A 13,755-nucleotide genomic window follows, 5' to 3' on the forward strand; every position below is an offset into this window, starting at 1 on the left:
ATGACCGTGATTGACGAACCGCAGCAGGAACAGACCAGCGTGGTCCCGCAGGGCCATCCGCGCATCCTGGCGCTCGCGAATCAGAAGGGCGGTGTGGGAAAAACAACCACAGCGATCAATCTCGGCACGGCGCTCGCGGCGATCGGCGAGCGCGTCCTGATCGTTGATCTCGATCCGCAGGGCAACGCATCGACCGGGCTCGGCATCGATCGCCGCAACCGCTCCTGCTCGACCTATGACGTGCTGATCGGCGAAGCGAGCCTGCGTGAGGCGGTGGTCGCCACCGCTGTGCCGCGGCTGCACATCGCGCCCTCGACCATGGACCTCTCCGGCCTCGAGCTCGAGCTCGGCACCACACCCGGCCGCGCCTTCAAGCTGCGCGACGCGATCGGCTCGCTCAACAACAACGTCTCGCCGGACGCCGACTACACCTATGTGCTGATCGACTGCCCGCCCTCGCTCAACCTGCTCACGGTGAATGCGATGGCCGCGTCGGATGCGATCCTGGTGCCGCTGCAATGCGAGTTCTTCGCGCTGGAGGGTCTGTCGCAACTGCTCCAGACGGTCGAGCAGGTGCGTTCGACGCTCAATCCGAACCTGTCGATCCACGGCATCGTGCTGACCATGTTCGACTCGCGCAACAACCTCTCGAACCAGGTCGTCGCCGACGTCCGGCAGTTCATGGGCGAGAAGGTCTACAAGACCATGATCCCGCGCAACGTGCGCATCTCGGAAGCGCCGTCCTACGGCAAGCCGGTGCTGGTCTACGATCTCAAATGCGTCGGCAGCGAAGCTTACTTGCGGCTTGCCACCGAAGTGATCCAGCGCGAGCGCGAACTGCGCACCACGCATTGAACGACGTAGGGTGGGCAAAGGCGTCTTCGCCGTGCCCACCATCTTCCGCCACATAACCGGTGGGCACGCTTCGCTTTGCCCACCCTACAATTCGAAATTCAGTTCTGGAGTGTTGCTACGTGAATCCAAGGGAGCTGGCGATGGCCGACGAAGCGCGTTCGCGACTGGGCCGGGGTCTTGCGAGTCTGATCGGTGACGTCGGCGGCGAGGCGGCGCATGTCGAGCGGCCGCGCGCGCAGCGCAAGGTGCCGATCGAATTCATCAAGCCCAATCCGCGCAACCCGCGCCGCACCTTTTCCGAAGTCGAGCTCAAGGAACTCTCGGACTCCATCAAGCAGCACGGCGTGATCCAGCCGATCGTGGTGCGCCCGGTGAAGGGCGCGCAGGACCGCTACGAGATCATCGCCGGCGAGCGGCGCTGGCGCGCCTCGCAAATGGCCGGTCTGCATGAAGTGCCGATCGTGCCGGTTGACATCAGCGACAGCGATGCACTGGAGTTCGCGATCGTCGAGAACGTGCAGCGCGAAGACCTCAACCCGATGGAAGAGGCGCAGGGCTATCACGCGCTCGCCAACGAGTTCAAACGCAGCCAGGACGACATCGCAAGAGTCGTCGGCAAGAGCCGCAGCCATGTCGCCAACATGATGCGGCTGACGAAGCTGCCGGGCGAAGTGCAGGCTTTCATCGCGACCGGTCAGTTGACCGCCGGGCATGCCCGCGCACTGATCGGCGTGCCCGATCCGCTCGCATCCGCCAAGCGCATCGTCGAGGAGGGCCTCAACGTCCGCCAGGCCGAGGCGCTCGCGCATGAAGAGGGCGTGCCGGAGCGCAAGCCGCAGAAGGCGCGCGTCGGGGCCAAGGAAAAGGACCCTGACACGATCGACCTGGAGAAACGCGTCAGCGATGCGCTCGGCCTCAAGGTCACCGTCAGCCACCGCGACCCCGGTGGCTCCGTGCAGATCAACTACCGCAACCTCGATCAGCTCGACGAGGTGATGCGTCGGCTCGCGAAGGGCGGGATCTAGCCCTCTTTCCGTTCACCCTCACCCTGAGAGCCGCGCGTTCCGCGCTTCAGGATGAGAGCATGCACCGTCCTGGTCAAAGGGCTCCTCGCAATGACGCATGGACAGAACCCGGCTCAGCCCCGTCGCTTCGCATTCGCAGCGATGGCCATCAGCGTGCGCTGTGCGATCGCGGCGGCGAGGGTGGATTGCTTGCGGGTGTCTAGCGCTGCAGTGGCGAGCTGCTCGATGATCCCCGCAAGCCGCGCCACGCTGAAATTGCGCAGCGCCGTTTCGACCGCCGGCTTTCGTGAAAAGTGCAGCCGTGGAAATCCGCCGTCGAGCACGGTGGAGGCGGGCGCGCCATCGGCGATGGCGAGCGCGGATTTGTGCAGCCATGCTGCCTGGCGCTGCGCGGCGGAGATGATCACGCCGGGATAGGTGCCGGCGATCATCGCCTTGGCGAATTCGTTCTCGACGATGTCCGGCCGGCCGGCGAAGGCGCCGTCGACGATCGGATCGAGTTTCAGCTCGGAGGCGTCGGCCACCACGGCCATCACGTCATCCAGCGTGATCTCGCCCTTGCCGTGGGCGTAGAGCGTGAGCTTGCGCAGCTCGTTGCGCGAGGCCTGGCGGTCGCCGCCGAGAAAGGACATCAGCGCAGCGCGGGCGTCCTGCGCGATGCGCAAGTTCGCGATGCGGAGCTCGTCCTCCATCAGCTTGGCCAGGTCGCGCTCGGTGTCGGGATAGCAGCCGATCGCCACGGCCATCTTGGCGCGCTCGCATGCTTTGCGCAGCGGCGACTCCGGACGCAGCTCGCCGGCCTCGATCACGATCCGGCAATCCCTGACGGACATCTCCGCCAGCGTGTCGATGCCGCTGGCAAAACTGCGTGAGCCGGCACGCACGCGGATGGCGCGGCGACCGCCGAACAACGGGACGGTCATTGCTTCATCGACCAGACGCGACGGTTCAGCGGAGAGCTCGTCGCCGTCGAGTTTCACCAGCGAGAACGGATCGTTGGGGTCGTCGACGGCGGAGGCGATCAGTGCATCGGCGCGTTCGCGCACGAGACCGGCATCAGGACCATAGAGCAGGATGATTGGTCGGCCCGCGTCGGGCCGGGCCAGGAAGGCGTCGATCTCTTTTCCGCGCAGCGCGACCATGTTGCCTAACACTCGTCATTCCGGGCGCGCGCAAGGCGCGAACCCGGAATCCAGAGGTGGAGGATCGAGATTCCGGGTTCACGCTTCGCGTGCCCGGAATGACAAAGGTAATTACGTGCCCGCGGTGAAGAACGAGGCGAGCCGGGTCGTGATGTTCTCGGCGATCTCGTTGGCGGCACGATCCTCGGCATCGCGAACGGCACGGTTACGCGAGAAGCGCTGGTAGGAGCCGGGCATGTCATAGGACACGCGCGAGAACGTGCTGCCGGTCATCACCGACTTGTTGGTCGCGATCTCGATCAGGTTGTACTGGGCGTCGATGCCGTAGTTTTCGCTGGTCGGCAGACCGGTACTGGGATCGACTATCAGGGACGACCTGCTGGAGTTGAAGCGCAACACCAGGCGGTGGGTCGGCGGCATACCCGTGGCAGTGCCGTAGAGCTTAAAGGCAAGGGAGTTACGGATCTCCACCCCGACGCGGGCCTCGCGAGAAGCATTGGCCTTGTCCACCGGCGGGAGATCGATCCCCATCAGCTTTTCGCGCAGGCCGGGGGTACCGTCGGTATGCTCGGCATACATCGGCTGGAAGCAGCCGGCCGTCAGCGCCGCCAATGCGGCGACCGCCAGCAAGCGGGCTGCGATGCGGATCCTAGCCGACAACATTCACGATCCTCTTGGGGACGATGATCACCTTGCGGACGGGCTTGCCGTCCAGGGCCAGCTTTACCGCATCGAGGGCCAAAACGGCAGCCTCGATTTCCGGATTCTGGGCCGCTGTTGCAACCGTGACCTCACCCCGTTTTTTGCCGTTGACCTGAACCACCAGGGTCACGGCGTCTTCAACCAGCAAATCGCGTTCGATTTGCGGCCAATTGGCCTCGGAAACCAGCCCCGGCTGGCCCAGCAGCTGCCAGCACTCCTCGGCCAGATGCGGCATCATCGGCGAGAACAGCTGGACCAGGATATGGCCGGCTTCCCGGATCGCCCAGGCGAGGTCAGGGGCAGGCTGGCCGGGCCGCTGTAGCGCCTCGGACAGGGCATTGGCGAATTCGCGGATATGGGCGAGGCAGACGTTGAAGTGCAGCCGCTCGATGCCGGTGGTGATCTTGTCCAGCGCGCCATGGGCGGCCTTGCGCAGGGCGGTCGCATCCGGGCCGAACGAAGCTGGCCGGGCCGCCGGCGCGCCCTTGCCAAGTTCCGCAGCCTCGTTCACCAGCCGCCACAACCGCTGCACGAAGCGCGAGGCGCCTTGGACGCGCTCGTCGCTCCAGATCACGTCGCGGTCGGGCGGGGAGTCCGACAGCATGAACCAGCGCGCGACGTCGGCGCCGTAGGTCTCGATGATGTCGTCGGGGTCGACCGTGTTCTTCTTCGACTTCGACATCTTCTCGATCGCGCCGATCTGGATGTCTTCGCCGGTTGCCAGCAGCGTGGCGCGGCGGCCGTTGCCGCCGGTCTCGATCTTCACTTCGACCGGCTGAACATAGGTGCCGTCGGCCTTCTGGTAGGTCTCGTGCACCACCATTCCCTGCGTGAACATGCCGGCGAACGGCTCGTCCATCGCGATGTGGCCGGTCGCCTTCATCGCGCGCACGAAGAAGCGGCTGTAGAGCAGATGCAGGATCGCATGCTCGACGCCGCCGATATACTGGTCGACCGGCATCATCCGGTTCGCGACCGCAGGCGTCGTCGGCGCGTTCTCGTTCCAGGGATCGGTGAAGCGCGCAAAGTACCAGGACGAATCCACGAAGGTGTCCATGGTGTCGGTTTCGCGCAGCGCCTTAGCCCCGCATTGCGGGCACGCCACGTGCTTCCAGCTCGGATGATGGTCGAGCGCGTTGCCCGGCTTGTCGAAGGTCGCATCGTCCGGCAGCTTCACCGGCAAGTCTACATCCGGCACCGGCACCACATCGCACTTCGGGCAGTGGATGACGGGAATCGGGCAGCCCCAATAGCGCTGGCGTGAAATGCCCCAGTCGCGCAGGCGGAAATTCACCTGACGCTCGCCGACCGGCGCGTTGCCGCGCAGCTCGTTTTCCAGGCGTTTCGCGACTTCGTCCTTGGCCTGCTCGATGGTCATGCCGTCGAGGAAGCGCGAATTGATCATGCGGCCGTCGCCGTCATAGGCGGTGTCGGTGATCACGAAACTCTTCGGGTCCTGGCCCTCGGGGCACACCACCGGCGTGTTGCCGAGATTGTACTTGTTGACGAAGTCGAGGTCGCGCTGGTCGTGCGCGGGGCAGCCGAAGATCGCGCCGGTGCCGTATTCCATCAGCACGAAGTTGGCGACATAGACCGGCAGCTTCCAGGTCGGATCGAACGGGTGAATCGCACGGATGCCGGTATCAAAACCCTGTTTCTCGGCGGTGTCGATGATCTCCTGGGCCGTGCCCATCCGCTTGATCTCGCCGATGAACTCGGCGAGCTTCGGATTCTTTGCGGCGGCCGCCTGTGCCAGCGGATGATCGGCCGAGATCGCCATGAATTTTGCGCCGAACAGCGTGTCGGGGCGCGTCGTGAAGATCTTCAGCTCGCTCTCGCCGGCCGGCGTCGTCACGGTGTCCAGCGCAAAGCGGACAAGCAAGCCTTCCGAGCGGCCGATCCAGTTGCGCTGCATCAGCCGCACCTTGTCGGGCCAGCGGTCCAGTCCATCCAGCGCGGCGAGCAGCTCCTGCGAGTACTTCGTGATCTTGAAGACCCACTGGTTCATTTCCCGTTGTTCGATAACGGCTCCTGAACGCCAGCCACGGCCGTCGATCACCTGCTCGTTGGCGAGCACGGTCATGTCGACGGGGTCCCAGTTCACCTTGCGCTTCTCGCGCTCGGCGAGGCCGGCGCGCATGAAGTCCAGAAACATCTTCTGCTGATGCTTGTAATAGCTGGGATCGCAGGTCGCGATCTCCCGGCTCCAGTCCAGCGACAGCCCGATCGAGCGGAGCTGCTTCCTCATCGCGGCGATGTTGTCGTAGGTCCAGGCTTTCGGTGCGACCTTGCGCTCGATGGCGGCGTTTTCGGCCGGCAGGCCGAAGGCGTCCCAGCCCATCGGGTGCAGCACGTTGAACCCCTTGGCGCGCATGAAGCGGGCCAGCACGTCGCCGAGCGTGTAGTTCCGGACATGGCCGATATGGATGCGCCCGGATGGGTAGGGGAACATCTCGAGCACGTAGTATTTCGGGCGCGAATCGTCGTTCCTGGAGACGAAGATCGCCTGTTCGTCCCAGGCGGCTTGCCAGCGCGGTTCGGCGTCGCGGGCGTTATAGCGTTCGGAGGTCATGGAATCGTTGGTTTTTCGTGAGTTCGAGCCGGTCTGAAGACGGCGGACTAGGCCACAAAAGCGGCCGTGGGGTCAACGGGTTGGATACCCGCGACGGTTTGCCGGAGCGCCGTGGCGATGCATGGTCGGGACGGCTGGCGGGGGGCCGATGGGCGGCGATCCCAGCCCGACCCTCATCACGCGCGGGCACGTCAGTTTGGCGGCATGTCCGGATATTCGCATCCGAATCATCTCGCCTCAGGTTGTGCGGCGCCGGTTCCAATGAAAATGTACCCCGGCGCAATAGAGCGCTTCGCAGCATTCTGTCATGTCGGGACGAATGCAGGCTTTGTCGATTCCGATCTGACTGCCGCCGCCGCCGGGCGATATTAACCCGCCATCATCATCTCGGCCGCACCGTTCTCCACGTGCACGATGCCGTGCTCGACGACATTATTGCGGCCGCGGTGCTTGGCTGCGTAGAGCGCGGCATCTGCCGCTTCGATCAGATCACCCGGGCGCAGGGTCTCGTTGGGCCGCGTCGCGGCGACGCCGATCGAGACGGTAACGATCATGTGGTTCGAGGTGATGTGCGGCAGGCAAAGCTTCAGCACGGCTGCGCGCACCTGTTCGCCGATCTCGAGGGCGCGCGTCAGATCGGTGTTCGGCAGCAGCAGGCAGAATTCCTCGCCGCCGTAGCGTGCCGCAAAGCCCATCGTGTCGGCCGCGATGCCGGACAACGATTCGCCGAGCCGGGTCAGGCAGGAATCGCCCTCGAGGTGGCCGTAGGTGTCGTTGAACAGCTTGAAATGGTCGACGTCGATCATTAGCAGCGCCAGGTCGCTGTCATACTGCTGCGCGCGCATCCATTCGAAATCGAGCCGGCTCTGGAAACCTCGGCGATTGGCGAGGCCCGACAGCATGTCGATCGACGCCATCACCGTCAGCCTGTCGTTGCTCGCGATCAGCTCGCGCTCGCGCTGGCTCAATTGCGCCGCCATCGCATTGAGCGCGCGTGCCAGCGGCACGAATTCGGACGGCAGGCGATTGCGCGCGGCGCGGGCCGACAAATCACCTTCGCCGAGACGTTTGGCCATGTCCGCGAGCATCTCGATCGGCTTGATCACGAGCTTCTCGGCGGCGATCAGCGCGCCGAGCAGAACGAACACGACGACGAAGGCGAGCTGGAGATAGGCGGTGCGGATGTCGCGGCTGACCGCCGCAGACACCTTGTCCTCGTCGATACTGGCGATCAGGCGGGCGTTGGTGCCGGCAATGCGGATGTAGCTGACCGCACGCCGGGAGCCGTCGGCGGCCAGGAAAGACAGCGAGCCCTCGTCCTGGTCCGAACGCAACGCCTTGTCGGCGATCGCCGACATCAGCGGCATGTTGTCCAGGGGCCGGCCTACCGCGCTGTGCTGGTCGGCGGGCGCGGCCAGCACGGTGCCGGCGCTGTCGACCAGCACCGCGGTGATGCCGGCGCGGCCGCCGAGATTGCTCATGACCTTCGACATCCAGTCGAGATTGACCGTTGCCAGCACGACGGCATCGGATACGCCGCTGAACGCGGACACCGGATAGACCGCCATGACGGTCGGTGCCGGCACGGGCCGCGACAGGATGAAGTCGCTGAGAACGAAGCGGCCGGTTTCCTGCGCCTGCTGGAAATAAGGCCGGTCGCTGAGGTCGAGGCCGACATACATGTTATTGGTCGCGCACTGGATGCGTCCGTCCTGACCGGCGATCAACAACGTGCGGATCCAGGGAAGGCTCGACGGCAGGCTCGCGCGCAGCACGTCGCAGCTCTTGCTGATGCCGCCGGCGGAGGCGCGGATGAAGGCTTCCGATTTCAAGATGGTCTCGACCGATGAGATCACCTCGCGCTGCGCATCGGCGCTGTGCCTTGCGACGGTGGTGAATTCGGCCGCGGCCTGCGCGATCTGCTTCGCCCGCGTGTCTTCGAGCGAACGGATGCGCTCGAGCATCAAGGGCGCCACCAGAATCACCGCGAGCAACGCAAGCCGCGCCCGGATTCCGAGGACCTGCTTGAGTTTTGCTCGTTTGCGGTTGAAACTGACGTTTGCCATCTTCGCGACCCACCCCATCTGGCAAGGTAAAGCGAAGGGTTCAAAAACCCTTTCGTGAACTCGGTAAAATTGGAACTACCTCCGCAACAATCAGTGCCGAGCCGACATCATGACCGAAGCCAACGCCGTGCCGCTAACCGCTCATTCACCAAACGGGCTCGCCGCCGTGGAAGCGGAAATCGCGCGCGCCTGCAAGGAAGCGCGGCGCGAGCGGAGCTCGGTGACGCTGATCGCGGTGTCCAAGACTTTCGCCGCGGATGCAATTACCCCGGTTATCGGCGCCGGACAGCGCGTATTCGGCGAGAATCGTGTGCAGGAGGCCAAGGGCAAGTGGCCTGAGTTAACGTCTGCTTACCCGGATATCGCGCTGCACCTGATCGGGCCGCTGCAATCCAACAAGGCGAAAGAGGCGGTGGCGCTGTTCGATGCCATCCATTCGGTTGACCGTCCGAGCATTTGCCAAGCGTTAGCCAAGGAAATCGAATCCCAGAACAAGCACCCGCAGCTGTTCGTCCAGATCAATACCGGCGAGGAGGCGCAGAAGGCCGGCGTCGCGCCCGGCGAGGCCGACGCCTTCCTCGCGAACTGCCGCGACACCTATGGGCTGACCATCTCCGGGTTGATGTGCATTCCGCCGGTCGACGAGCCGCCGGCGGCGCACTTCGCGCTGACGGCCAAGATCGCCGCGCGCAACGGTTTGACAAATCTCTCGATGGGCATGAGCGCCGATTTTGCCACCGCCATCATGCTCGGCGCCACGCATGTGCGCGTGGGGTCGGCGATCTTCGGGCATCGGTGACGGCGGAGTGCGCGGCGCCTACGCGAACCCCACCGACACTTTTCCCAACACGCCAAAATCCACCGCAAATTGATCGCCGGCCTGGATCGGCAGCGGCGGATGACACGTGCCTGTCGTCACCACCTCCCCTGCCCTCAAGGTGAGGCCGAGCCCGCGCAGCTCGTTGGCAAGCCAGGCCAGCGCAACACGGGGGTCGCCGAGAACGTTCCTGCCGTGGCCGACGTAGCGCTGATCGCGCAGCACGGTCACGGGCCGCTCCTCGACGAGATCCATCGCGCGCCAATCGGCCCTGGCCGGCGCGCCCAGCACGAACAAATGCGCGCAGGCGTTGTCGGCGATGAGCTGGGCTTCGCCGGCGCTGGCGAAATCGGCAAAGCGCGAATCCGGAATCTCGATCGCGGGATGCAAGGTGTCGACGGCGGCGAGCACCTCGTCCACGCCGTAGGGCTCCGCGCGCGGCGGCAGATCGCGCCCCATGCGGAAGGCGAATTCAGGTTCGCCGACGCGCATCTCGTTGCCCTTCATCGACGCGGTGCCGCCATCGGCAATGACGGTGTCGCTTAAGATGCGTCCAGCCATCGGGCCCGCCACGTTGATATGCTTCTGTCCGGCCTCGCTGGTTGCCGCGATCTTCCAGCCGAACAGTTTTGCGGCCGATTGCGTTTCGAGCGCGGCCTGCACGGCGTAGCCCTCGACGCGGCTCTGTGGGCGCAGAGAAATCTCCAGCGTGTCAAGCTTGGTGCCGTCACACCAATGTTGAACGAGGGCGCGCGATGCGGCGGCGATCTGATCCTTGTCGAGCATGTGTCCTCACCCGATGATGATTCTTGTTCGCGGTCCCAGCCGCCGCAGCAATTGTAGCATCGCCGCTTTTGTCATGGAGATGCAGCCCGCGGTCGGCCCGAAATTGTCGCGGGCCAGATGCAAGAACACCGCGCTGCCGCGGCCGGCGATGCGCGGCCTGGTGTTGTGGTCGATCTCGATGATGAAGTCATAGAGATGGTCGGCCCGCTTGAGCCGGTCGCCGCCCTGCTCCCGCCCGAGCCGGACCGGCCGATTGTAGTGGCGGTCGCTGGGGTCCTCACACCAGCCGTCCGCGGCAGTGATGGTCCGCGCCGGCAGGAAGGTCTGCGGGCGGCTGTGGCGGTCGCCACGCCACCATAATTGCCGCGGCCGGAAGCTGCCCCGCGGGGTGCCGCCGTCGCCCTCGCGCTTGTTGGCCAGAATGCCGCCGCGTCCCAACGCCACCGGAATCGTCAGCTGTCCGGCCGTCAGCCAGCCTCGGCGCGGATTACCGGCAGCAGGCCTAACGCGGATCACGACGAGCGGGCCCGAGCGCCTTTTCCTGACGTAACCGACTGAAGTAACTTCATTTTTCATGCGAACGTGCGATGTCGAATTCATTACAGGACATTCATCAAGGCGCCCTGCTATTCTGGGTTAGAGTGGTTCTCGCTTGTGAATCGGTAACAGCCCACTACTTCAACACGAACAACAATAATAACGGCGACCCCTAACTTTCCCATCACGGCTGAGCGCGGCATGCATGCGCGCCGAGCCGGACCCCAAAAGGATGATCCCCTATGGCCAATGCCCGCAAGATCCTGATCGTGGATGACGACACCGATCTGCGCGATACGTTGGTGGAGCAATTATCGCTGCACGAAGAATTTGAAGCCTCCGCCGTCGATACCGGCGCCAAGGGCGCAAGCGCCGCAAAGGCCAACTCCCCCGATCTCGTCCTGATGGATGTTGGCCTGCCCGACACCGACGGCCGCGAGGTGGTCCGGTCCCTGCGTAAGGGCGGATTCAAGGCCCCGATCATCATGCTGACCGGGCACGACACCGATTCCGATACAATTCTGGGCCTGGAATCCGGCGCCAACGACTATGTCGCAAAACCCTTCCGCTTCGCCGTGCTGCTCGCCCGCATCCGCGCCCAGCTCCGCCAGCACGAAGCCAGCGAGGATGCTGTGTTTTCGGTCGGCCCCTACAGTTTCCGCCCGGGCTCCAAGATGCTGACCGCGGCCAATGCCCGCAAGGTCCGGCTGACCGAGAAGGAAACCGCGATCCTTCGCTTCCTGTACCGGGCCGGCCAGATGCCCGTCTCGCGCGAGACCCTGCTCCAGGAGGTCTGGGGGTACAATTCCGGTGTCACCACCCATACGCTGGAAACCCACATCTACCGTCTTCGCCAGAAGATCGAGAAGGACGCCGCCAACCCGGAAATCCTGGTGACGGAAGCCGGTGGCTACAAGCTGGTGCCGTGATACGCTTTGGGGGTGCACGAATCGTTTTAGATCGCGTGCCCGCGAGCTTCGGACCTGAATGTCAATCGACGACGACGTAGTGCTTCTAGAGCGTGTCCCGACATTGCGCCTGTTGGGAGACGCCTCGTTGCGCATGCTGGCGATCGGCTCCGAGCAGCGTGACTTCGTGCGCGGCGACGTCCTGTTCAATCTCGGCGACGATGCCGATGCCGGCTTCGTGGTCCAGCGCGGCGCCTTTCGGGTCGATGACGGCGCCGGCGCTGAAATGATCGCCGGTCCCGGCGCGCTGATCGGCGAGCTTGCGCTGGTGGTGCCGATGAAGCGGCCGTCGAGCGCGATCGCGATCGAGCACTCTTCCGTCATCCGCGTCGCGCGCAGCCTGTTTCAGCGCGTGCTCGAAAGCGATCCGGCCGCAGCGGTTCGCCTTCGCGACGAATTCGCCGTTCGCTCGAGCCAGATCGCCAGCGATATCTTGATGGCGGGTGCGAAGCTGACCATTTAGCCGCTCCGTAGCCCGGATGGAGCGAAGCGCAATCCGGGAATTGCTGTTACGAAAAGAGAAGTCCCGGATTTCGCTGCGCTCCATCCGGGCTACAAGCTTCTTCGCCGTCACACCTCCAGTGTCACCGTCACCGGCACGTGGTCCGACGGACGCTCCCAGCTCCGCGCGTCGCGCAAGATCCTGAAATCGCTGACCGCGTCCTTCAAGGCGCGCGAGACCCAGATGTGATCGAGCCTGCGGCCGCGGTCGCCGACGGTCCAGTCGGCGGAGCGGTAGCTCCACCATGTGTAGACCTTCTCCGACATCGGAATACGCTCGCGCGCGACGTCGATCCACTCGCCGGCGTTCAGCGCCGCCTGAAGCTTCTCGGTCTCGACCGGAGTGTGCGACACCACTTTCAGGAGCTGCTTGTGCGACCACACGTCGTTCTCGTGCGGGGCGACGTTGAGATCGCCGACCAGGATGTGGCGGTCTTCGCCACGCGGATGCAGCGGCTCGCACGCTTTCAGCTCGTCGAGGAAGCGAAGCTTGTGGTCGAATTTCTCGTTCAGCGCGGGATCGGGAATGTCGCCGCCGGCGGGCACGTAGAAATTATGCAGCACCAGCGGCTTTGCGATGTTGGCCTTCTCGCCGAACGACACCGAGATGTGGCGCGAATCCACCTTGTCGCAGAAGGTGCGGATGTCCTTGGACTCGAACGGAATCTTCGAGACGATGGCGACGCCGTGATAGCCCTTCTGCCCGTTCAGCGCGACATGCTCATAGCCGAGCCGCTTGAAGCGCTTCAGCGGAAAGGCATCGTCGATGCACTTGGTCTCCTGGAGGCACAGCACGTCCGGCCGCGCACTCTTGAGAAACTTCGCGACCAGATCGATGCGCAGCCGCACCGAGTTGATGTTCCAGGTTGTCAGGGAAAGACGCATGAGGGACGCGTCATAGCAAGCTCTCGTCGGTGGGCAAAGGCGCAAAGCGTCGTGCCCACGTCTTTTCAAGCTCGTGGCATGGATGGTGGGCACGCTTGCCCACCCTACGGCGTCTCTGCTTAACCCGGCGACGGGCCGTAATTGGTGAAGTCGATCTTGAACATGCCGGGGTCGAGCTTCTTGCCCGCATCGAGATTGTAGACCGCAATCGTGGTGTCGTAGCCCTGCGGGTCGGTGACGGTCCACTGCTTCAATTGGCCGTCCTTGGCGCCGAACATCAACATCAGCCGGCTGGTGCCGACCAGGGCCTGCTTCTCCTCGATGGTGACACTGACGAAGACGTCGTCTGCGGTGACATTGACGACGTTGGTGTCCTTCATCAGGTCGATGCGATCAGACAGCAGGAAACGGAGCGGCGTCTGCGACAGCGGATAGACGTCTTGCGTGGCGAGCTTGCGGTCGCGCACCACGACCGACGATCCGTCGGCGACGATGTCGATCGGGCTCGGCGCATCATATTCGAAGCGCACCTTGCCCGGCTTCTGGATGTAGAAGTCGCCCTGGGTTTTGCTGCCGTCGGGGCCGACCTGGACGAAATTCCCGACCAGCGTCTGAAGCGAGGAGAGGTAGGCGCTGACCTTGGCCGCCTGCGCCTTCTGGTTGGCGTCGAAGGTCTGGAAGATGCTGCTCGGCACGTTGCGGCGTGGGTCCGGAATCACCGGATTCGGTGGCACCTGGGTCGCACCCGTGATCGACGGCCCCCCCGAGGGCGGAGCACCGTCACGGCCCTTCGGCGCGGGCTTTGGCACGGGTACGGTCTGCGCAAAAGACGTCGCGGTCACCATCGCGGCGGTGACGAGAAGCACGCCGGCCACGCGCGCGCTGCGCGCAGCGATGGA

Annotated in this window: 13 protein-coding genes; 5 read left to right on the forward strand and 8 right to left on the reverse strand. The window is 64.4% G+C overall.

The window, feature by feature from the left end; genetic code table 11:
* Both IVB18_RS00005 and IVB18_RS00010 read left to right on the forward strand, forming a co-directional pair.
* Positions 1-855 carry a ParA family protein gene (locus IVB18_RS00005; protein WP_247987321.1) on the forward strand — a complete coding sequence of 285 codons (855 nt, stop codon included), beginning with the start codon at positions 1-3 and terminating at the stop codon, positions 853-855.
* A 140-nt stretch (positions 856-995) separates the two neighbouring features.
* Positions 996-1,880: a ParB/RepB/Spo0J family partition protein gene (locus IVB18_RS00010; protein WP_247987322.1), complete on the forward strand. Its 885-nt coding sequence runs from the start codon at positions 996-998 to the stop codon at positions 1,878-1,880.
* Positions 1,881-1,993: 113 nt separating this feature from the next.
* On the opposite strand, the gene holA is transcribed toward IVB18_RS00010, so the two are convergent.
* The 4 genes from holA to IVB18_RS00030 all read right to left on the reverse strand — a co-directional run bounded on the left by holA (position 1,994) and on the right by IVB18_RS00030 (position 8,362).
* Positions 1,994-3,022, reverse strand: a complete 1,029-nt coding sequence (gene holA / locus IVB18_RS00015; RefSeq protein ID WP_247991924.1) for a DNA polymerase III subunit delta — start codon at positions 3,020-3,022, stop codon at positions 1,994-1,996.
* Between the two features lie 111 nt (positions 3,023-3,133).
* Positions 3,134-3,685, reverse strand: a complete 552-nt coding sequence (gene lptE, locus IVB18_RS00020) for an LPS assembly lipoprotein LptE (RefSeq protein ID WP_247987323.1) — start codon at positions 3,683-3,685, stop codon at positions 3,134-3,136.
* Positions 3,672-6,296 carry a leucine--tRNA ligase gene (gene leuS / locus IVB18_RS00025; protein ID WP_247987324.1) on the reverse strand — a complete coding sequence of 875 codons (2,625 nt, stop codon included), beginning with the start codon at positions 6,294-6,296 and terminating at the stop codon, positions 3,672-3,674. The genes lptE and leuS overlap by 14 nt, the downstream gene beginning before the upstream one ends.
* Before the next feature lie 368 nt (positions 6,297-6,664).
* The gene (locus tag IVB18_RS00030; RefSeq protein WP_247987325.1) at positions 6,665-8,362 is read right to left on the reverse strand and encodes a diguanylate cyclase; all 1,698 of its coding nucleotides are present in this window, start codon (positions 8,360-8,362) and stop codon (positions 6,665-6,667) included.
* 109 nt (positions 8,363-8,471) lie between these two features.
* Between IVB18_RS00030 and IVB18_RS00035 the strand changes: the two genes are divergently transcribed.
* Positions 8,472-9,161, forward strand: a complete 690-nt coding sequence (locus IVB18_RS00035; RefSeq protein WP_247987326.1) for a YggS family pyridoxal phosphate-dependent enzyme — start codon at positions 8,472-8,474, stop codon at positions 9,159-9,161.
* A gap of 18 nt (positions 9,162-9,179) precedes the next feature.
* Here IVB18_RS00035 and IVB18_RS00040 read toward each other — a convergent pair whose 3' ends face one another.
* Positions 9,180-9,965: a fumarylacetoacetate hydrolase family protein gene (locus tag IVB18_RS00040; RefSeq protein WP_247987327.1), complete on the reverse strand. Its 786-nt coding sequence runs from the start codon at positions 9,963-9,965 to the stop codon at positions 9,180-9,182.
* A 6-nt stretch (positions 9,966-9,971) separates the two neighbouring features.
* Positions 9,972-10,541 (reverse strand): L,D-transpeptidase family protein, encoded by a 570-nt coding sequence (locus tag IVB18_RS00045; RefSeq protein ID WP_247987328.1) that lies wholly within the window; start codon positions 10,539-10,541, stop codon positions 9,972-9,974.
* Positions 10,542-10,744: 203 nt separating this feature from the next.
* Between IVB18_RS00045 and IVB18_RS00050 the strand changes: the two genes are divergently transcribed.
* Positions 10,745-11,431, forward strand: coding sequence for a response regulator (locus IVB18_RS00050; RefSeq protein WP_008142830.1), 687 nt, complete (start codon positions 10,745-10,747; stop codon positions 11,429-11,431).
* Between the two features lie 58 nt (positions 11,432-11,489).
* A complete protein-coding gene (locus tag IVB18_RS00055; RefSeq protein ID WP_247987329.1) occupies positions 11,490-11,933 on the forward strand; it encodes a cyclic nucleotide-binding domain-containing protein in 444 nt (147 codons plus the stop codon).
* Between the two features lie 107 nt (positions 11,934-12,040).
* Here IVB18_RS00055 and xth read toward each other — a convergent pair whose 3' ends face one another.
* On the reverse strand, positions 12,041-12,856 hold the full coding sequence (xth, locus tag IVB18_RS00060; RefSeq protein WP_247987330.1) for an exodeoxyribonuclease III: 816 nt from the start codon (positions 12,854-12,856) through the stop codon (positions 12,041-12,043).
* Positions 12,857-12,975: 119 nt separating this feature from the next.
* Complete coding sequence (locus IVB18_RS00065) at positions 12,976-13,731, reverse strand: outer membrane lipoprotein carrier protein LolA (RefSeq protein ID WP_247991925.1); 756 nt, start codon at positions 13,729-13,731, stop codon at positions 12,976-12,978.
* Between the last annotated feature and the right edge of the window lie 24 nt (positions 13,732-13,755).

The sequence above is a fragment of the Bradyrhizobium sp. 186 genome (assembly GCF_023101685.1).
Classification (GTDB): domain Bacteria; phylum Pseudomonadota; class Alphaproteobacteria; order Rhizobiales; family Xanthobacteraceae; genus Bradyrhizobium.